Raw genomic sequence first — 21,109 nt, 5'->3', positions numbered from 1 at the left:
GAGGCTAGGCAAAAACAATAAGTTTTAAAAATTCCTTTAACTTTTCCCAGTATGGTAACTACAAATACAATTCGCTTTTCCCAGTTCAATGCTTCTTTGAATCGCAATGAAGCAGGTCAGCTAGTAACCGATCTGTCTACCCCCGACAATGCTCAAGCAAAAGCTGTTGCAGAAATTATCCAGCGTAACAACCCGGATGTGCTGCTAATCAATGAGTTTGACTACTCCCAAGAAGCAGTTCAGTTATTCAAGCAAAATTACCTTGCAGTCAGCCAGAATGGTGCAAATCCTGTTGATTACCCTTATTTTTATATTGCCCCTTCCAACACGGGTATTGCCTCTGGCTTTGACTTGAACAATAACGGCACAGTAGTTACAACCCCAGGCGAACCGGGATATGGTGATGATGCCTTCGGATTCGGTAATTTTCCTGGTCAATACGGAATGTTGCTGTTATCTAAATATCCCATCGACACTGCCAACGTCCGCACCTTCCAAAACTTCCTCTGGAAGGATATGCCCAATGCTTTGCTTCCCGATGATCCGACAACACCACAGACAAGAGATTGGTATTCTGAGGACGAACTGAAAGTTTTACGCCTCTCCTCCAAAAGTCATTGGGATGTCCCCATTCAGGTAAACGGCGAGACAATTCATGTGCTCGTCAGCCACCCTACACCCCCAACCTTTGATGGGCCGGAAGACCGCAACGGCAAACGCAACCATGATGAAATCCGTTTTTGGGCAGACTATATTACGCCTGGTAAAAATGATTATATCTATGATGATGCAGGTAAAACGGGTGGTATTGCTGCTGGTTCAGACTTTGTGATTATGGGTGATCAAAATGCTGACCCCGTAGATGGTGACAGTTATGACAACGCTGTTCGCCAACTGCTGCAAAATCCCAATATCAATACTAATGTCATCCCTACCAGCCTTGGTGGCCCCCAACAAGCAAGGTTACAAGGTGGTGCAAATGCTAGCCAAAAAGGTAATCCTAGCTTTGATACCGCAGACTTTGCTGATACAACTCCCGGAAACCTGCGGACTGATTACGTGCTACCATCTGCTGACCTAACAATTACCAACTCAGGAATCTTCTGGCCTTTAAATACTGACCCGACATTCTCCCCAGTAGGTACTTTTCCCTTCCCCAGTTCTGACCATCGCTTAGTGTTCGCAGATGTGCAAGGTAGACCAACTGAAGCAGGTAAAACCATTCCTAATGTAAGTTTTGAAACACAAACTACCTTCGTTACTGGCTTTATTCCTGCTGGTGCGGCGGGAACTGTAAATGGAGTTTCTACTCCCTTAGGTGGATTGTCTGGTGTAACTTATGATGCAGCAAATAATCGTTACTACGCGATCTCAGACGATCGCTCTCAAGTTGCCCCTGCTCGTTTTTATACCTTCACTGCTGGCGATGGGGTAACTTTTACGGATGTTACACCATTAAAAGATAGCAATGGTAATTTCTTTGCACTCAATAGCCTTGACCCAGAAGGCATTGCTTTAACTAACAATGGTAATGTTTTCATTTCTTCAGAGGGCGAAGTAAATCCTACTGCTGGTCGTGTTACCAATCCCTTTATTAAGGAATTTTCCCTTACAACAGGGCAAGAAGTAGGATCTCTACTTATTCCTACCAAATTCTTACCAGTAGTTGAAGATACCAACAACAACGGTATTATCGATGCAGGTGATACGCAGACATCAGGCGTTTACAATAATTTGGCATTTGAAAGTCTCACCATTACACCCGACCAAAAAACTTTATTTACCGCCACTGAAAACGCGCTCTCCCAAGATGGATTAAAGGCTTCACTCACTAGTGGCAGCCCTTCCCGGATTCTGCAATACAATCTGGTTACTGGACAACCAGAAAAAGAATACCTCTACACTACCGATACTATCGCTCAAGCGCCGAACCCTAGCACAGGTTCCAGTAACAATGGTTTGACAGATTTACTAGCAATAGATAACCGGGGAACCTTACTGGCCTTAGAACGTTCCTTTGCCGAAGGTGTAGGCAACACCATTAAAATCTACGAAGTTTCTTTGCAAGGTGCAACTGACATTAGTTTTTACGATTCTCTCAATAATTTGAGTGCTGAACAACTAGCTACTATCAAACCTGCTCAAAAACGTCTGCTGTTGAATTTAAATGACTTAAACTTGCCTAACGGTACAGATAACATCGAGGGCATTACCTTTGGGCCAAAACTAGCAGATGGTAGCCAGTCGATTGTGCTGGTAAGTGATAATAACTTCAGCCAAAGTCAATTTACCCAAATTCTCACTTTGAATGCAGACTTAGTTCCTACTGCTGCACCCACAGTAGAAACCCACCCCGATTTATTTGATGATGAAGATTCAGCACTACCTGCTGTAGATCAGAATGCCGATGCTGATGATCCTGCCATCTATGTTAATGCTACAAACTCTGGTGATAGCCTAGTATTAACCTCAGTCAAAAATGCTGGATTGCGGGTTTATGACTTGTCTGGTAATTTGTTGCAGACAGTTAATCCTGGTGGCATTCGCTACAACAACATTGACCTGCAATACGGTTTCAAATTAGGCAATCAATCTGTTGATATTGCCGTAGCTAGCGATCGCAATAACGACAAACTAGCAATCTTCAAAATTAACCCCAACCCCACCACTCCCGGTCAATATCTGGAAAATATCACCGATAGCAATATTGGTACTATCTTCCAAGCATCACCTTTTGAACCTCCTTATTCGCCATCAACTCGCAGTTCTTACGGACTTACCTTATACCGTAGTCCTGTAACTAATGATTACTATGTCTTTACCAGTCGCCGCCAAACTGGAGATATAGCCCAGTTCAAATTGATTGACAAAGGTAATGGCCAAATTGGAACAGAACTGGTGCGGGAATTCACCATCCCCTCGCCTACTACAGAAGGGCGTTCTCCCCAAACAGAGGGTATGGTGGTTGACCAAGAAACCGGTTTTCTCTATATAGCCCAAGAAGATGTGGGCATCTGGAAATTCCAGGCAGAACCGGACGGTAGCACAACAGGCAAGCTAATTGATCGCGTTCGTTTTGAGGGTGGTTCTCACCTTACCGACGATGCAGAAGGATTAACCATCTACTACGGCAAAAACGGCACAGGCTACCTGCTAGCATCCAGCCAAGGCGATAGCACCTTTGTTGCCTACACTCGTGAAGGTAACAACGAATACGTGGGTAACTTTGCTATTGGTAACAATGGATCAATTGATAGCGTACAAGAGTCAGATGGGGCTGATGTGATTAATGTGCCACTGGGGCCTAACTTCCCATTTGGTTTATTTGTCACCCAAGACGGCTCCAATGAACCTGCTAAGACTATCGATGGCGAAAATGTCAACTCTAACTTTAAGCTAGTACCTTGGGAAAATATCGCCAATGCCTTCCCTGATTCTCTAAATATCGACACCACTAGTTACGATCCGCGTCATCCTGTTGCCCAACTACCTACTTTCCCCAATGGTTTTGGTTCTAGCAACAGCGATACTGTCAATCTTGAGCCAGGACAATTCTTTAGTGGCGGTGACGGAGCAGACTTTGTAGAAGGCACTCAAGGTAACACAATCCTAGCTGGAAACGATGATGACACAGTGCTTGCAGGCAGCGACTCTTCAGTTTCTGGGGAAGATGGTAGCGATCGCATCTTTATTGGTCAAAATGGCCCGGCTCAAAATACCAGTGCTGATGGTGGCAATGGTGATGATGTTATTACCGTAGTAGAAGCCAGTGGTAGTAATAATTTATTTGGGGCGGCAGGTGATGATACTCTCACAGTAATTGAAGGTTCTCGTCAATCATTATTCGGTGGCTCAGGTAACGACATCCTCACGAGTAATGGTAGCAATAACCGTCTTTACGGTGGTTCTGGAGATGACAAACTCTTCTCTAATATCAATGACTCGCTGTTTGGTGATGATGGTAATGATGTGCTTTTTGCTGCTCAACAGGGCGGTAATCGCCTCGGTAGTGGTGATGGTGCCGATCAATTCTGGATTGCCAATGGTAGTCTCCCAACTAGCAAGAACATTGTGACTGATTTTGCGATCGGGATTGACAAAATTGGGCTTGGCGGTGTTGGCGTAACTCAATTTAGTGAGCTAACACTGTCGCAACAGTGTAGTGGCACTTTGGTGAAAATTGGAAATACAGAGTTGGTTTCATTGCTAGGAATTATTTCAACGAGTCTGACTGCAAATGATTTCGTTTTTTCTGCTAGCGTTGTGGCTTAGTTTGTTGGCTAGGGTCATCCGAATCCTAAATTATTCTTGAACAATGAGATGCCCGACTCCTTAAACAAGTCGGGTATCTAAACATTTCATTAGTTATAAATATTTTCACAAATGATATAAATACTGACGATTAAAAGTGATGCGATCGCTAGCATAATCAAGCTGCAAAAACTCAAATTTTATCTTTTGATAATTCTCAACACATTAAGTTGGATTTCAAATATAAATATATTGACTTTTGACTTCTGATACCATTTCACTAAAATCCTGATACAAATTCTTTCCCCTCTGCTCCCCTGCTCCTCTGCTCCCCTGCTTGCCTAAATGTATCAACCTTAAAGTGAAACGGTATGACTTCCCCGTTCGCGCAGCATCTTGTGGGCAAGGGGCTGACTTTATCATGTCAAAATCTCATCTGTATAAGTTTTGTTTTTCATGTAAATACTTAATCATTTCTTCTATTTAATTTTATCTTATCTTAATCTTCTCCTGGAAAAATATTCTCTGAATCTCAGATTCTAGACTCATTATTCACTAACACACATTAGTAGTTGACTGAACAAATCGCAGTTTGCAATTGCTGACGTAATTGAATAATTGATTAATTTCGGGTACAAGTCTCCAAGCTATATTTTTGCAATTCTGAAATTTACTAGTAATTCCGTTTTCTAGGCTGAGTTCATGATTTATTTTTCCCACAAGCAATGAGAAAACTTTAATAGCTTGTGATGCAGTTAAATCCAAATACCCAACCAACATTCTAAATTATGGCAATTGAGTTAGTCGGCTTTGCTTCTTTACCTGCTGATACCTTTAGTGATGGGCCAGCTTCTGGTGCAGACGTTTCAGCTAATGGCAGAACCGGGCCTTTCCCAGGACAGCCAATACAAGGCTTTAGCGGTGTCCAATTTGCTAACAGTGACTCTTTGTACTTTTTATCAGATAATGGTTACGGTAGCAAAGATAATAGTGCAGATTTTCTACTACGAATCAATCGTGTAGATCCAAATTTTAAAGGAACAGAAAATGGAGACGGCAGCGTTAAAGTTTTAGACTACATCCAACTGTCTGATCCTAATAAAAAAGTTCCTTTCCAAATTGTAAATGAGGGAACTACTGGAAGATTATTAACTGGTGCAGACTTTGATGTAGAGTCATTCGTCTTTGATAAAGATGGGACAATCTGGGTGGGAGATGAGTTTGGCCCCTACTTACTACATTTTGATGCGACTGGTAAGTTATTAGAGGCTCCGATCGCTACACCCGACCGATTCAAAACTTTAGATGGAGAAGCTCCTAAAGTAATTGGTCATAGAGGTGCAAGTGGCTATCGTCCAGAGCATACCTTAGAGTCTTATAAACAAGCAATTGCGCGAGGCGCTGACTTTATTGAGCCTGATTTGGTAGTTACAAAAGATGGTGTGCTAATTGCTCGTCATGAGCCAGCTTTAGCAGTTTTGAACGCTGATGGTACTGTCAATTTCAACAATACAACCACAGATGTTTACAAGCATCCAGAGTTTGCCGATCGCAAGAAAACGGTAAGTTTAGATGGAAACACAATTACAGGTTGGTTTGCTGAAGACTTCACCTTAGCTGAAATCAAGACTTTACGTGCAGAAGAACGTCTACCTTTCCGCGATCACTCCTTTGACGATCAATTTGAAATTCCTACCTTCACGGAAATCATTAATTTAGTTAAGCAAGTAGAAGCTGATACAGGTAAAAAGATTGGTATCTACCCTGAAACTAAGCATCCGACCTATTTTGCCGATGAAGCTACCTATGTTGGTACCACGAACAAAATAAACAGAAATATCAGCCAGTTATTAATCGATACACTGAAGGCAAATAATTTTACTGACCCCAGTCGCATTTTCATCCAGTCCTTTGAAGTGAGTAACCTTAAAGAACTGCACGATCGCATTATGCCTGCGGCAGGGGTGGATATTCCCCTTGTTCAACTTTTAGATGCTAGTGACATTGATATTAACGGCAAGATCATCGAGAGTCAGCCTTATGATTTGAAAGTCAGTGGTGACACTCGCACTTATGGCGACTTGCGAACACCAGAAGGTTTGGCTGAAGTTGCCACTTATGCTGATGGCATTGGCCCTTGGAAGCGGATGATTGTTAGCGTTAAAGGTACTGATGCTAATGGTGATGGCAAAGCCGATGATGTCAATGGCGATGGAACAGTAAATGATGCTGATAAGACAACATTACCTCCCTCTACCTTAATTCAAGATGCTCACAATGCCGGGTTGCAGGTTCATCCTTACACCTTCCGCGCGGAAGACCAATATTTAGCAGCAGATTACAAAGGCCAGCTGGCACTAGAAATTCAGCAGTTCTATCAATTAGGCGTAGATGCACTCTTCTCAGATTTTCCAGATATCGCGGATCAAGTACGAGATAAACTCAGAGACGATCCTCAATATAATGTAGTGCGATCGCCACAAAACCCCGATGTTCTCTCAGGAGATGCTTTTGCTAACTTAGCTAGTTCTAAAGGTTTTGAAGGTGGAGCAATCAACGCCAGCAAAACCAAACTCTATATGCTGCTAGAGGGTACGGTTCAAGGCGATACTCCTGGTGCTTTGCGGATTAACGAATTTGATATTGCTAGCCATAAATACAGCGATCAGTTACGTTACTACAGATTGGATAATCCGTCAAATTCCATCGGTGATTTAGCAGTAATTAATGATAATGAGTACCTAGTTATTGAACGGGATAACAATCAAGGGGCTGCGGCTAAATTTAAGAAGATTTACAAAATAGATCTATCTAAGACAGATTCTAATGGCTATGTAGCTAAACAAGAAGTTGCAGACTTGTTAAAGATCCAAGACCCCAACGACCTGAATGGAGATGGTAAAACTACCTTTGACTTCCCATTCCAAACCATTGAAAATGTTTTAGTTGTTGACAAAAACACCATTTTGGTAGCTAATGACAACAACTATCCTTTCTCTACAGGTCGTCCTGGAAACGATCCTCAAAATCCAGTCATAGACAACAATGAAATTATTCTGTTGAAGCTGGATAATTCCCTCAATCTTGCTCCTGGTTTAGGTCAACCTCAATCCGAAGTAATTAAGTTTGGCTCCACTATCAGCGATAATATTACACTTGAGCCAAATCAAACCTTATTTACAGGCGACGGAGCAGATTTTGTAGAAGGTAATAAAGGTAACACAATCCAAACTGGGAATGGGGATGATACGGTGCTTGTGGATAGTAACTCCTTGGTGTCGACAGGGGAGGGTAACGATCAAGTTTTGATTGGCGCAAATGGCCCTGCTAACAACGCTAGTGCTGACGGTGGAAATGGTAATGATAAAGTTACCGTAGTTGAAGCCAATGGTAGTAATAATCTATTTGGGGCAGCAGGCAATGATACTCTCACTGTAGTTGAAGGTTCGCGTCAACTATCCTTCGGTGGCTCAGGTAACGACACCCTCAAAAGTAATGGTAGCAATAACCGTCTCTACGGTGGTTCTGGGGATGACAAACTCTTCTCTAGTGCTAATGATTCGGTGTTTGGTGGTGATGGCGATGATGTGCTATTTGCAGGTATTGGAGGCGGTAATCGCTTAACTGGTGGTGCTGGTACTGACCAGTTTTGGATTGCTAACGCCAGTCTGCCAACTAGCAAGAACATTATTACTGATTTTGCGATCGGCATTGATAAAATCGGGTTGGGCGGTATTAACTTCAGTAATCTCAGGCTATTGCAACAGGGTGCTGACACTATCGTGAAAACTGGAAATATAGAGTTGGCTTCATTAGTGGGAATTGCATCAACTAGCCTCACAATAAATGATTTCGTTTTTTCTGCTAGTGTCATTTAGCCCAAAGATGATTACAGCTTAGATGTAACATTCATTAATTAAGCTGTAGCAATTTTGCTAATGCAAAAAAGTGATATAGCAATCATATTTGATTTGCTCTCCACCGAAAGGAGCAGATCCCCGATTCCTTCAATAAATCGGGGATCTTTTTGTTCGTAAAGAGCCTTCTGCTTTTTGTCCCAAATCTTAACTTTTTTATAACCTTTCTTAAACATTGAGCAACTATCTTTTGAGGCAGTGACCAGAGTTATACTCATTTGATTTTCTCCACTAATTTATGTGGACACCAAGCATTTTGTCGCCAAATACTACCCAGGTTTCTCTAGCAAAAAATTTTTCAGTTTGGGTTGAGTGTAATTAATCGCTCAGTCTACAGACATACAATTGCTGCGATTAATCGTAGCTCACAATACTTAAGGATTAACTGACATGGCTGATACAAATGGCAACGGTAGAAATGTCATTATTTTTGTTGCAGATGGATTGCGTAACGGTTCTGTAAACCCCATTGATACGCCAACTTTATATAGCATCCGTCAGCAGGGAGTTACTTTTGCCAATAGTCATTCACTGTTTCCGACATTTACCACGCCGAATGCTTCTGCGATCGCCACCGGGCATTATCTTGGTGATACAGGTGACTTTAGCAACACCATCTACACTGGTTTTCCTAGTGCTAATGCCAATGGTAGTGTTACGCCATTTATCGAAAATGATGCGGTTCTAGGGGATATTGACGAAAAGTTTCCCGGTAACAACTTTTTAGATGAAGAGTCACTTCTAGCTTATGCGCGATCGCAGGGTTTCAACACAGCAGCAGTTGGTAAACTAGGGCCAGTTGCCATCCAAGATGTTACCCAAGTTAACCGAGAAGGTGGTACTACAGGTACTATTTCTACTCCCGATACAATTATTATTGATGACACTACAAATGGTGCAACACCGCCGCCTACAGCCGCCGGTTCACCTTCTGGTGTTCCACTCGATCCAGATATTGTTAATCGCTTACAAGCAGCTGGTCTAGATGTAAAACCCACACCACGAGTCCAACCAGCTGGTAATAATACAACTCCTGGCACTCTCAATGCCAATATTGCTCAACAACAATATTTTGCAGATGCCACTACCAAAGTAATTTTACCCAAGTTTCAGGAAGACGGTAAACCATTCGCATTGGTTTACTGGTCAAGAGATCCTGATGGTAGTCAACACAATCAGGGTGATAGTTTAAACACTTTGACACCAGGTATCAATGGCCCTACGTCAAAAGCTGGGGTCAAAAATGCTGATGATAATTTAAAGCAACTTCTTGACTATCTCAAAAGCACAGGCTTAGACAAGACTACTGATGTCTTTGTTACTTCTGACCACGGTTTTTCTACCATCAGCAAACAAGCTATTGATAGTCAAGGCACAAAAACTACAAGTTATGCTGCCACCCAAACTTATGAAGGCGTAAATCCGGGATTTCTACCAGCAGGCTTTGTGGCGATTGATTTAGCTCACGATCTCGGTCTACCATTATACGATCCTAACCCGACAACCCTTCCCCCAAACCTCAACCAAATCCAGTATGCAACTGTTGATGCCACAAAAGGTCAACGTCCTATTTCTGGGAATGGTGTAATTGGTGGTACAGGTCAGGTAATTAATGGCCAACTTGACTCAGGTACAAAGATAGTTGTAGCTGCCAATGGTGGTTCTGACTTAATTTATCTGCCTAATGGCAATGCTAACTTTGCTAAACAAGTCGTGGATCTGCTTTCCCAAAAAGACTACATCAGTGGTATTTTTGTAGACGATGCCTATGGAGACATCCCAGGTGCTTTACCACTGAGTGCGATCGGGCTAAAAGGTGATGCTAAAACACCAGTTCCATCTATAGTTATCAATTTCAAAAGCTTTAGCACTGACCCAAGCAACCCAAACAATCCTCAAGCTCAAGTAGAAATTGCTGATACAACTTTGCAGCAAGGACAGGGGATGCATGGCAGCTTTGGTCGAGGTGATACTTTTAATAACATGGAGGCTATTGGCCCCGACTTTAAACAAGGCTATGTAGACTATGCACCCGTCAGTAATGCTGATGTAACGCCTACACTTGCTCGGATTCTGGGTTTAGATATTCCCAGTAATGGCGATTTAAAAGGTCGTGTCATTACAGAAGCACTAGTGGGAGGCCCGAATGCAGTTCTCTCCAATAAACAAGTCTTGACTTCGGAAGAAACTACTAATGGTCAAGCAACAACTCTAGATTATCAAAGTGTAGGTAATACTCAGTACTTTACAGCCGCAGGGTTTGATGGTCGCACTGTTGGACTAACAACACTAGACCTTCAATTTGGTTCTACTAACAGTGATGATGTCACACTCAAGCCAAAGCAAACCTTATTTACAGGCGACGGAGCAGACTTTTTAGAGGGTAATAAAGGTAACACAATTTTCACTGGAACAGGTGATGACACGGTGGTGGTCGGCAGTAACTCCTCGGTGTCGACAGGGGAGGGTAACGATCAAGTCTTGATTGGCGCAAATAGTCCTGCTAACAACACTAGTGCTGATGGTGGAAATGGTAATGATGAAATTACCGTAGTTGAAGCCAATGGTAGTAATAACCTATTTGGGGCAGCAGGCAATGATACTCTCACAGTAGTTGAAGGAACTCGTCAACTGTCCTTCGGTGGCTCAGGTAACGACACCCTCAAAAGTAATGGTAGCAATAACCGTCTCTACGGTGGTTCTGGGGATGACAAACTCTTCTCTAGTGCTAATGATTCGGTGTTTGGTGGTGATGGCGATGATGTGCTATTTGCAGGTATTGGAGGCGGTAATCGCTTAACTGGTGGTGCTGGTACTGACCAGTTTTGGATTGCTAACGCCAGTCTGCCAACTAGCAAGAACATTATTACTGATTTTGCGATCGGCATTGATAAAATCGGGTTGGGCGGTATTAACTTCAGTAATCTCAGGCTATTGCAACAGGGTGCTGACACTATCGTGAAAACTGGAAATATAGAGTTGGCTTCATTAGTGGGAATTGTATCAACTAGCCTCACAATAAATGATTTCGTTTTTTCTGCTAGTGTCTTGACTTAAAACGCGGATTTAATAAATTACAAAACCTAACCCCTCTTCTTAGTAAGGAGAGGGGAGCAAAAAGCCCGATTTTTTGTTACTCATTCTTGCTTTTGAGCGATCGCATTTCCAGGTAGCAGCCCAGGAACGAGATAGGGCAAAAGTTTTATCTTAATAAGCTTGATAACTCATAAGATGCTTAATTTGTAAAGTATGTAACTCTTAAAATATTATTAACCGAACCGTATTGGCTTCCGTTGTAGGGGTGATCTGCGGTAGTGTAACAGTGATAAGATATCCGGCACGGGCTGAAAAGTGGTTTCTGAGTTGTCGTAGTGAGAAACAATAACTCTACTACTTCAGCGTGATTTTTTCGTACCCTTTTTTTGGCGAAGATATTCATAAATAGTAAGTACTAATCAATTAAGATTATGGCAGCACCAATCTTGTCCAAGGCGATCGCAGACCAACAAGCCACCCAAGGTATTTTATTCACTTTCACTGTACCAGATGGCACTTTTACTGATCCAGATGTCGGAGATACTCTCACCTACACTGCAACTCTAGACGACGATACGCCTCTACCAAATGGATTGAAATTTAATGCTGCTACCCAGACTTTCAGTGGTACTCCTGATAATCAGGAGGTAGGTAGTCGAAACATCAAAGTTACCGCTCAGGATGGTGGTGGAGAAAAAGTCAGTGATGTGTTTAAAATCACGATTAATAATGTCAATGATCCTCCAGTCTTGTCTAAGGCGATCGCAGACCAACAAGCCACTGAAGGTATTTTCTTCAGCTTCACTGTACCAGATGACACTTTCACCGATCCAGATGTCGGAGATACCCTCACCTACACTGCAACTCTAGACGACGATACGCCTCTGCCGAATGGATTGAAATTTAATGCTGCTACCAGGACTTTTACTGGTACTCCTGATAATCAGGAGGTAGGTAGTATAAACATCAAAGTTACCGCTCAGGATGTTGCTGGAGAAAAAGCCAGTGATGTGTTTACAATTGCAGTTGCTGAGGGGACTCCTCTACTGACAAAAATTACAGGCGATATCTTTAGTGTCAAGACTAAGCTGAACCTTAAAGGTGATAAAGGAAAGCTCTCAATCAAGATTAAAACCAACACCTCCAAAGAGGTGAATGAACTGAATGTATTTACTGTTGATGATGAACAAGGTAGGATTAACGGCATAGCCCCTGGTGCAGAAGGCTATACACAAGCAGCTCTTTTGCGCTCCAAACTGGTTTTTTCTACCCTTGCCAATCTGCCTAATGGTTTTAATCCTGCCGATCTAACAAACATCTTAGAACTTGACTCTGATACCAAACTCAGATTTTATCTGGTATCTAACAGCACTACTCAGGATATACTCTCAGGAAAAAGCTCTTTCTCAAACGTTATTTTTTCCTCAGCTACAAATAACAACACAGAAGAGGAAGGGTTTTCTCTCAACTTCCCGGATTTGGTTGTGACGATTCAGCCAACAGATAAACAAGTAACTTTAGGTACAAATCTGCAAGATCAGTATCAAGGGGAACTGATTGATTTACGGGGTGTGGCACAATCGGTAACAGCTAACTTTGTAGTCAACAGAGAAGCTTCTTACAACAACTTTGTGGGCTTTTATCGGGTGGCTGATCAAAATGGTGGCATTGACACCAATGGTGATGGCACAGCAGATATTCTCGTTGGACAGGCTGGTTACGCCCAAGCCGCCGTGCGTGGACGCGTTTCAAGCATTGACTTAAGAGTGAATAACCAAGGGACAGCAGATTCTACTGCGACTTTCGGGCCTGATTCTCTGTTTGCACCATTTATTATTGTTAATGGTAGTCCTGATACGATTCTCAATAACAATGCTAATAATAATGTTTACTTCGCATTCTTGGGTGCTAACTCAGACAAGACAGATCACATTCGGATGTTAGGGAACAACACCTTTGGCTTTGAGGATTTGGTAAATGGTGGCGACAAAGATTACAACGATATAATTGTGCAGGCAAATTTACGTATTAATCCTGCGTAATATCTAATCATAGTAATTACTTAGTAGCATAAAACAACCTCATACTTATTGAAAAAGAGGTTGTTTTATGCATAGTAATTAGATGAACTTGATATTAATTAAATCGGTAAATTTACCGAAGCCAGTTATTGTCTTTTATTCATAAATTTAATACTTAATTACTGTAAGGTGACAAAAAATCTTCACCTTTACTTTTCTAGTTAATTTTTATTAAATTAGGCTAGCAAAAAAGTGATGGAGAATTGTTTTACAAATCAGGATAGCGCTGTTTGCTGAGAAAAGCTTACTATTTTGCCATCAGTGATACCCTCAATCCCCATAATCAAGAATTTGTTAAAAAAATTCCGAAATTTAAAGTTTTGTTTATTACATAATTCTTAACTAGGGTATTTACTTAAAAAAGCATCTGTGATAGTTTCATGTTGATTATCATAAATTAGAATAGGCGATACTAAATTTAATAACTGCGTTTATGTGTCTTCGTCTGATGATAAATATCCATTTTACATAATTGCAATGCTAGTTACTGATTTTAAGCTTGTATAAATTATGTAGGTTACTCAAGTGATAACTTATCCTCAATGTATTTACACCATACTTTAATTGATTTTGAAAAACGCCCAACAATTTTAACCGTGTGATATAAATACATTCTTGCAATTAGACGAAGCTACCCTCTGTACTTTTACATATTTAGACACCGGAATGCACAGAAGTATTGCCAGTACTAGCATAAAAGCCAAAGCTCTAACTGTTAGTAAGTAATACTCCCTAATGTTTTCGGCTTAATTCCTCACTTTTACTTGTTTTATATGACTTATATTAAGAACAGTTTCCTCGAATTTGTCACCACCCTAGAAGGGTTTGATCGTTTACCAGATGCAGCGATCGCTAACCTATCAGAACAGGTGCAAGCTTGGCGCTATCGGATAGGTCAGAAAATCATTGGTAAGGAAAGTCTCCCAGAACACATTACCATCATTTATGAGGGACAAGTGCGCCTGTTGGGATACGATCCCCACACGCAACTGCCAATTACCCTAAAATTGCTGCAACCGGGGGAAATTATTGGCGAAATTGGTTTGTTACGCGATGTTGCCTGTGAAACCGCGATCGCCTCCACCGAAGTAGTATGTTTAACCGTGAGTGCATCGGCATATTTTAGCTTTCTGGGTTTATACCCAGATTTTGCCAATGCTCGCAAGAACCGCAGCTATTTAGTAGAAGTTTTTGATATTTTCAGCTCGTATTGGAAACAGCAACCGCTTGCTACTTTAAATTTTAAAGAAGTGGCAGAAAATGCCCTACCACAGGCAAAAATACATTACCTCCCTCCAGGGGCAACTCCATTCAACCAACTCGATAGCGAAAGGGTCTGGTTTTTGAGTGGTGGAGGTATAGTCACGAATTTCTCACCTGGCGATCGCATAGAATTCGATAATGACAGAGACAATATCCAAGTCATAAGTCAAAACCCTGCCCGGTTGGTTGGCATACATCCGTCAGATTTGATATTAGAAGATAGTCATGAGATAGTCCTTGCGGCAAGTAACACTAAATCAGATAGCACAGAGGAATTAGATATTCCCTATGCATCAGACGAAATATTTCCTCAGACACCCCCCACAACCTCAAAAAGTTCGTCAAAACAAAAATACCCGTTTTTTAGTGGTAAGGGAGAATTAAATACAGCCTTCGCCTGCTTCCAAATGATTGCGAAGCACCTAGAAATGCCGTTTCGTCGAGAAGTGGTTCGCCGTATCTTAACTGAGCAAGTCAAACGTCAGGGTGTCATATCGTTTCAAGTTACTGCTTACCTGGCAGAGTTAATCGGACTGAAGGCGCAGTTGATAGAGCTACCAATCGCCTCAGTGTCGCGCATCCCCACACCGGCGCTGATTCGTTATGGTGATAATTTTGCCGTTTTATATGAAGTGGATGCAAATAGCGTGGTTGTCGGTGTCCCATCCAAAGGAATTGTGCGCTGCAAACCCGCTCAATTGGTTGAACAACTAGATGTCGATCCAACCGACTTTCCGCCCAAAGTTAAGGTATTACTGCTGACTGCTACCAATCAAACACCGCAAGAGCGTTTTAGTTTACGGTGGTTTCTACCCTATTTGTCACGCCACCGCCGAGTTCTGATAGAGGTATTTGTCGCTTCCTTTTTCGTGCAGTTGGCAGCGTTGGCGAATCCTCTGGTGGTTCAGTTAATTATCGACAAAGTTATCACTCAAAATAGTATTGGCACATTACATATTTTGGGGATTTTACTATTAGTAGTCGGGCTATTTGAAGCAGTATTGACTACTTTACGAACCTACTTATTTGTCGATACCACTAACCGGATCGATATGGGTTTAGGGTCACAAATTATCGACCACTTGTTACGTTTACCACTGCGCTACTTTGAACGCCGACCGGTGGGTGAGCTTTCCACTCGGATCAACGAATTAGAAAATATCCGCCAATTCTTGACAGGTACTGCTTTAACAGTTGGGTTAGATGCTCTGTTTTCGCTAGTCTATATCGGTGTGATGCTGATTTACAGTTGGCAACTCACCTTAGTAGGCTTAAGCACAATTCCAATATTTGTGATTATCACCTTAGTTGCTTCTCCCACGATTAGTAGACAGTTACGTGGCAAAGCCGAACGCAACGCCGAAACTCAATCTTATTTAGTTGAGGTGATGTCAGGAATTCAAACCGTAAAAGCGCAAAATATCGAATTGCGATCGCGCTTTTCTTGGCAAGAGCGTTACGCTCGGTTTGTTGCTGCTGGTTTTAAAACTGTTGTTACTTCCACCCTCGCTAACTCTACCAGCAACTTTCTCAACAAACTCAGTAGCTTACTCGTTTTGTGGGTAGGAGCTTATTTAGTACTCCAAGGAGAATTAACTTTAGGCGAATTAATTGCCTTTAGAATTATATCGGGTTACGTCACCAGCCCAATATTGCGTTTAGCTCAACTCTGGCAAAGCTTCCAAGAAACAGCCTTGTCTTTAGAACGTTTAAGTGATATTGTCGATACGCCACAAGAAGGAGAAACAGACCGCTACAATATACCCTTACCTACGATTAAGGGAGCAGTGAAATACGAAAATGTTTCCTTCCGTTTTGGCACAAGTGGCCCTCTGCAACTTTCTAATGTCAACCTCGAATTTGAGCCAGGAAAATTTGTCGGCATTGTCGGACAAAGTGGATCTGGTAAAAGTACGATGATGAAGTTATTGCTGAGGCTTTACGAAACTGAGTCCGGCAGAATTTTGATTGATGGTTATGATATTGCCAAAGTTGAACTTTATTCACTGCGAAGACAAATTGGCGTAGTTCCCCAAGAAACGTTGTTGTTTGATGGTAGCGTTCAGGAAAATATTGCCCTAACCAATCCTGATGCGACAACCGAAGAAATTATCGAAGCGGCTCAGGTGGCGTGCGCCCACGAGTTTATCATGAACTTACCCAACGGTTACAACACGCGGGTAGGAGAACGGGGTTCTGCACTTTCAGGGGGACAACGACAAAGAATTGCGATCGCTCGTTCTGTTTTACAACGACCAAAATTGCTAGTTTTAGATGAAGCAACCAGCGCATTAGATTATCCCACAGAGCGGCAAATATGTCTCAATTTAGCCAAAGCATTCAAGGGTGATACAGTATTTTTTATTACCCATCGACTGAATACTGTAAGTAATGCAGACATGATCGTTGTGATGGATAATAGCAGGGTTATAGAAAAAGGTAGCCATCAAGAATTAATGGCTGCTAAGGGTCATTATTTTTACCTGTATCAGCAACAAGATGTGAACTTGTAATTAGTCAATTGCATTGGGCATGGGGAAGAGGACAAGGGGACAAGGAGAATTAGGGACAAGGGGAAAGACTTGTTGCAAGTTCTAAACTTTTGTCCCCTTGCCTCCCCTGCTTCCCCTGCTCTCTCATGCCCCTCACTCTCTGCATCTTTTTCAAAATATTTCCGTTTGACTAACATTTTATAGATATAGCAATAACTGTAAAGTAGGTACTATTACAAAATATCAAAATCAAGGTTTTCGCATTGGTAAAGAATGCCGACTCTACAAAAAATCCAAAATCTAAAATCCAAAATCTAAAATCGTTATGACTCAACTTAATGGGAATCACATCAACGGCAATCACAAAAGCGGCAATCACAAAAATGGAGTCAAGCAAGATTCATTAGTCCTTACAAAACAACAGAAAGCTGCTCAACAGTCTTTAATCAACTCAAGTAGTCAGGAATTTGAGCAATCTATTGTCTTGCGCCAATCTCCAATGTGGTCGCGTACAATCATGATCACTCTAATGGCATTAGCCTGCTTTGGGATTGCTTGGGCTTATTTTGCCAAAATTGAGCAAGTAGTGCCAGCAACAGGGCAATTAAAGCCAGAAGGAACAGTTAAAGAAGTTCAGGCTCCTGTTAGTGGAGTCGTGAAAACAGTTAATGTTAAAGATGGGCAAGCAGTAAAGCCAGGAGATTTGTTGCTAACTTTTGATTCTATCGCTTCTGTTGCTGAATTAGATTCTTTGAAGAAAATTCGCGTTGCATTAACTCAAGAAAACCAAATTTATCGCCGATTGATGATGGCAACTAACACCAGTGGTTCTGAACTGTTATATTTACGCAGTAATTTGCCACAAGAAGCTGCTTTTCTGCTGAAAAGTCGGGCAACGTTAGTAGCAGAAAACGAATTATTACGGACTCAATTAAAAAATTCTGGTAGTGGTTCCGCACTAGGTATTGATGAACAACAACTCCTACAAGTTGCCAAAAAAGAATTAGACTCTCGCTCCTCAGCAGCACGATTAGAAGTAGAAAAAACCAAAAAACAACTCGCTCAAAATAAATATAAGCTGGAAGATAGTAAAGCAAGTTTAGCTATTCAACAGGGGATTTTAGCTAAACTTAAAATATTAGCATTAGAAGGTGGTATTTCTCAGCTTCAGTATCTCAACCAGCAACAAGAAGTACAAAACCGCACGGCGGAAGTAGCACAATTAGGTGAGGAAGAAAAGCGCCTCCAGTTTGATATACAAAAAGGGCAACAAGAGTTAAGCAATACAGTGGCTCTTTCTGATAAAAACATTTTGGATAAGATAGCTGATAATAAGCAGCGCATTGCCGAAATCGATAGCCAATTCATGAAGGTTATTTTAGATAATGAGCAACGTTTGGCAGATGTCAATAGTAAAATCTCTCAAGCCCAGTTAAATGTTAAATATCAAGAACTCCGTGCGCCTGTAGCCGGAACAGTTTTCGATTTACAAGCAAAAAACCCTGGATTCGTAGCGACTCCGACTACAAAACTGATGCAAATAGTCCCAAATGAAAACTATATAGCTGAAGTTTTCATTACTAACAAAGATATTGGTTTCGTCCGAAAAGGAATGAAGGTAGATGTCAGAATTGACTCTTTTCCTTACAGCGAATTTGGCGATATCAAAGGAGAAGTGGATGGGATAGGATCAGACGCATTACCACCAGATCAAACACATCAGTTTTATAGATTTCCAGCAAAACTCCATTTAGATAGACAATTCTTAGTGATTAAGGGGAAAAACGTCAAGTTACAATCAGGTATGTCAATTAGTGCCAATATAAAAGTACGCGAAGAACGGACTGTGCTTAGTTTATTCACTGAATTGTTTACCAAGCAAATTGATACTCTTAAAGAGGTACGTTAATATTATGTCTGCTTGATTACTTATTAACCCGAAGAACCCCACCCCGCATTTGCTAACGCAAACGCTCCCCTCCCCGCAAGCCTACGGTGTACACACAAGTCGAATTACCCCCCTTAATCCCCCCTTAGAAAGGGGGGAAAAAGAAATCTATCTAGTTCCCTCCCCTTTATAAGGGGAGGGTTAGGGTGGGGTAATTCGAGGACTGGTAGTGATTCGATAACTTGTGTGTACACCGTAGCCCCGCAAGCGGGGAGGGGTTGGGGATGGGGTGTTAGGGATTTTTGCAAGAGGTCTTTTATTGACAGACTACTAGTACAGCGCGGTAAAAATCAAACTACCATTTTAAAACTTACAAAAGTCTTGATATATAAAACTTTTGGCTTTTGACTTTTGACTTCCGCCCTGCGGTACTAGGCTAATGCCGCTACCTTCTCCAACAATCCCTGAAACAGCCTCAAGCCATCGCTATTCCCTAGCATCGCGTCAGAGGCTCTTTCTGGGTGCGGCATCATCCCCAACACATTGCCCTGGCGATCGCAAATTCCGGCAATGTTATTGAGTGAACCGTTAGGATTCTCCCCTTCATAGCGAAACACAACTTGCCCGTTATCTTCAATTTCTGCCAGAGTGGCTGCGTTAGCGTAGAATTGACCCTCTCCGTGGGCAATGGGCAAAGTGATAACTTCACCAGTCGTATAAGCTTGCGTCCAAGGGAGATTAGTCCGCTCAACTTTCAAGGGGGCGCGATCGCAAATAAAATGTAAATCTCGATTTCTAGTCAACACCCCTGGCAAAAGTCCAGCTTCAGTTAATACCTGAAAACCGTTGCAAATACCGATTACAAACTTACCCTTTTGGGCATGTTCAATAACCTGTTGCATCACGGGTGAAAAACGCGCGATCGCACCGCAGCGCAGATAATCCCCGTAACTAAAGCCACCAGGGATAATAACGACATCTAAATCAGCAATATCTGTTTCTTGATGCCAAACCATGCGAGTCGGTTGCCCCAACAAGTCTCTGGTTACATAAGCAACATCGCGATCGCAATTAGAACCGGGAAAAACAATAACACCGAATTTCATGATTAATCAAAGGGAGTGGGGAGTGGGGAGTGGGGGAGGCAGGGGAAGCAGGGGAGGCAGGGGGAGCAGGGGGAGCAGGGGGACAAGGGGACAAAAGTTAGAACTTGCAACAAGTCTTTCCCCTTGTCCCCAATTCTCCTTGTCCCCTTGTCCTCTTCTCCATGCCTAATCCCTAAAAGACTCCCGTTTGGGTTTCGACCTCAATCAAATCAAAGCGATAATTTTCAATCACGGGATTTGCTAACATTTGGTCACAAATGCGATCGAGGTCTTGACGAGCTTTTTTCTCATCAGACGAAGTAATGGTGAGTTCAATGTACTTACCAATCCGCACCTGGTCAACGTTCTCGTATCCCATTTGCTTAAGACCGGATTGTACAGCTACGCCAGCAGGGTCTAAGACTGAAGGACGAAGCGTCACGAAAATTTTGGCTAGATACTTGGTTTGCACGGGCTTTTGCTGAATGCTGCGATCGCTATACTATAACTTTCTGTTCCAACTGAGTGAAAATAAGATTACGAAGCCGTTAAAGTTAATTGATCAATTAGCCTATCTAACAGCTTCAACTACAGTGGCATATTAAAATAATTATCTATGAGAGTCATACGCACCCGCAGTCAAGAGCGTATTTTCAATCTACTGAAAACCATCAAAAAAGGCATTTCCGCTCAAGATATTTACGTAGAACTACGTAACACAAATCAGAGCATGGGTTTAGCAACAGTTTACCGTTCCCTAGAAGCCTTAAAACTCGAAGGCATGGTACAAGTGCGAAATTTGGCTAACGGTGAAGCCCTCTATAGTCTAGCGCAGCAAGACAAACACCACCTTACTTGCTTGCAATGCGGTGTCTCAATTCCGATTAATCAATGCCCCGTTCATGACCTAGAAGACCAGTTAAAATCCAGCCATAAGTTTAAAGTTTTTTACCACACCCTAGAGTTTTTTGGGTTGTGCAGTCAATGCCAAGTAAATCAAGCTAGTGAAATTAGTCAATAATCATACCCATTTTATGTGATGTTGCATTTCATTTTTCCACAGACTCAAGCCCGTGGCTACCAGAAAAAAGCCTGC

General features: G+C 42.0%; 10 protein-coding genes. 7 read left to right on the top strand and 3 right to left on the bottom strand.

Annotation, left to right across the window (positions count from 1 at the left end):
- Positions 1–51: 51 nt before the first annotated feature.
- A complete protein-coding gene (locus tag RMY00_RS00125; protein ID WP_322645621.1) occupies positions 52–4,272 on the top strand; it encodes a phytase in 4,221 nt (1,406 codons plus the stop codon).
- A 767-nt stretch (positions 4,273–5,039) separates the two neighbouring features.
- Positions 5,040–8,129, top strand: coding sequence for an esterase-like activity of phytase family protein (locus RMY00_RS00120; RefSeq protein ID WP_416212022.1), 3,090 nt, complete (start codon positions 5,040–5,042; stop codon positions 8,127–8,129).
- Between the two features lie 38 nt (positions 8,130–8,167).
- On the opposite strand, the gene RMY00_RS00115 is transcribed toward RMY00_RS00120, so the two are convergent.
- Positions 8,168–8,386 (bottom strand): hypothetical protein, encoded by a 219-nt coding sequence (locus tag RMY00_RS00115; RefSeq protein WP_322645620.1) that lies wholly within the window; start codon positions 8,384–8,386, stop codon positions 8,168–8,170.
- Positions 8,387–8,558: 172 nt separating this feature from the next.
- Between RMY00_RS00115 and RMY00_RS00110 the strand changes: the two genes are divergently transcribed.
- The 4 genes from RMY00_RS00110 (at position 8,559) to RMY00_RS00095 (ending at position 18,949) form a co-directional block, all read left to right on the top strand.
- On the top strand, positions 8,559–11,225 hold the full coding sequence (locus RMY00_RS00110) for an alkaline phosphatase family protein (RefSeq protein WP_322645619.1): 2,667 nt from the start codon (positions 8,559–8,561) through the stop codon (positions 11,223–11,225).
- 410 nt (positions 11,226–11,635) lie between these two features.
- Positions 11,636–13,246, top strand: a complete 1,611-nt coding sequence (locus tag RMY00_RS00105) for a putative Ig domain-containing protein (protein ID WP_322645618.1) — start codon at positions 11,636–11,638, stop codon at positions 13,244–13,246.
- An 812-nt stretch (positions 13,247–14,058) separates the two neighbouring features.
- On the top strand, positions 14,059–17,061 hold the full coding sequence (locus tag RMY00_RS00100; RefSeq protein WP_322645617.1) for a peptidase domain-containing ABC transporter: 3,003 nt from the start codon (positions 14,059–14,061) through the stop codon (positions 17,059–17,061).
- Between the two features lie 304 nt (positions 17,062–17,365).
- Positions 17,366–18,949 (top strand): HlyD family efflux transporter periplasmic adaptor subunit, encoded by a 1,584-nt coding sequence (locus RMY00_RS00095; protein ID WP_322645616.1) that lies wholly within the window; start codon positions 17,366–17,368, stop codon positions 18,947–18,949.
- 410 nt (positions 18,950–19,359) lie between these two features.
- On the opposite strand, the gene purQ is transcribed toward RMY00_RS00095, so the two are convergent.
- Both purQ and purS read right to left on the bottom strand, forming a co-directional pair.
- Positions 19,360–20,034: a phosphoribosylformylglycinamidine synthase subunit PurQ gene (gene purQ, locus RMY00_RS00090; RefSeq protein WP_109008146.1), complete on the bottom strand. Its 675-nt coding sequence runs from the start codon at positions 20,032–20,034 to the stop codon at positions 19,360–19,362.
- 172 nt (positions 20,035–20,206) lie between these two features.
- Positions 20,207–20,485 (bottom strand): phosphoribosylformylglycinamidine synthase subunit PurS, encoded by a 279-nt coding sequence (gene purS, locus RMY00_RS00085; RefSeq protein ID WP_100897184.1) that lies wholly within the window; start codon positions 20,483–20,485, stop codon positions 20,207–20,209.
- A gap of 144 nt (positions 20,486–20,629) precedes the next feature.
- On the opposite strand from purS, the gene RMY00_RS00080 reads away from it, so the two are divergent.
- Positions 20,630–21,034 (top strand): Fur family transcriptional regulator, encoded by a 405-nt coding sequence (locus tag RMY00_RS00080; RefSeq protein WP_322645615.1) that lies wholly within the window; start codon positions 20,630–20,632, stop codon positions 21,032–21,034.
- Positions 21,035–21,109: the final 75 nt, after the last annotated feature.

This window comes from Nostoc sp. ChiVER01 (assembly GCF_034531155.1).
Classification (GTDB): Bacteria; Cyanobacteriota; Cyanobacteriia; order Cyanobacteriales; family Nostocaceae; genus Nostoc.
Note: the sequence above shows the minus strand (reverse complement) of the source record. Positions and strands in the feature narration are given on the sequence as shown.

Excerpts from the sequence above, each read along its gene's own strand:
- RMY00_RS00125 (WP_322645621.1), top strand. The coding sequence starts at position 52 with ATGGTAACTACAAATACAATTCGCTTTTCCCAGTTCAATGCTTCTTTG.
- RMY00_RS00120 (WP_416212022.1), top strand. The coding sequence starts at position 5,040 with ATGGCAATTGAGTTAGTCGGCTTTGCTTCTTTACCTGCTGATACCTTT.
- RMY00_RS00115 (WP_322645620.1), bottom strand. The coding sequence starts at position 8,386 with ATGAGTATAACTCTGGTCACTGCCTCAAAAGATAGTTGCTCAATGTTT.
- RMY00_RS00110 (WP_322645619.1), top strand. The coding sequence starts at position 8,559 with ATGGCTGATACAAATGGCAACGGTAGAAATGTCATTATTTTTGTTGCA.
- RMY00_RS00105 (WP_322645618.1), top strand. The coding sequence starts at position 11,636 with ATGGCAGCACCAATCTTGTCCAAGGCGATCGCAGACCAACAAGCCACC.
- RMY00_RS00100 (WP_322645617.1), top strand. The coding sequence starts at position 14,059 with ATGACTTATATTAAGAACAGTTTCCTCGAATTTGTCACCACCCTAGAA.
- RMY00_RS00095 (WP_322645616.1), top strand. The coding sequence starts at position 17,366 with ATGACTCAACTTAATGGGAATCACATCAACGGCAATCACAAAAGCGGC.
- purQ (WP_109008146.1), bottom strand. The coding sequence starts at position 20,034 with ATGAAATTCGGTGTTATTGTTTTTCCCGGTTCTAATTGCGATCGCGAT.
- RMY00_RS00080 (WP_322645615.1), top strand. The coding sequence starts at position 20,630 with ATGAGAGTCATACGCACCCGCAGTCAAGAGCGTATTTTCAATCTACTG.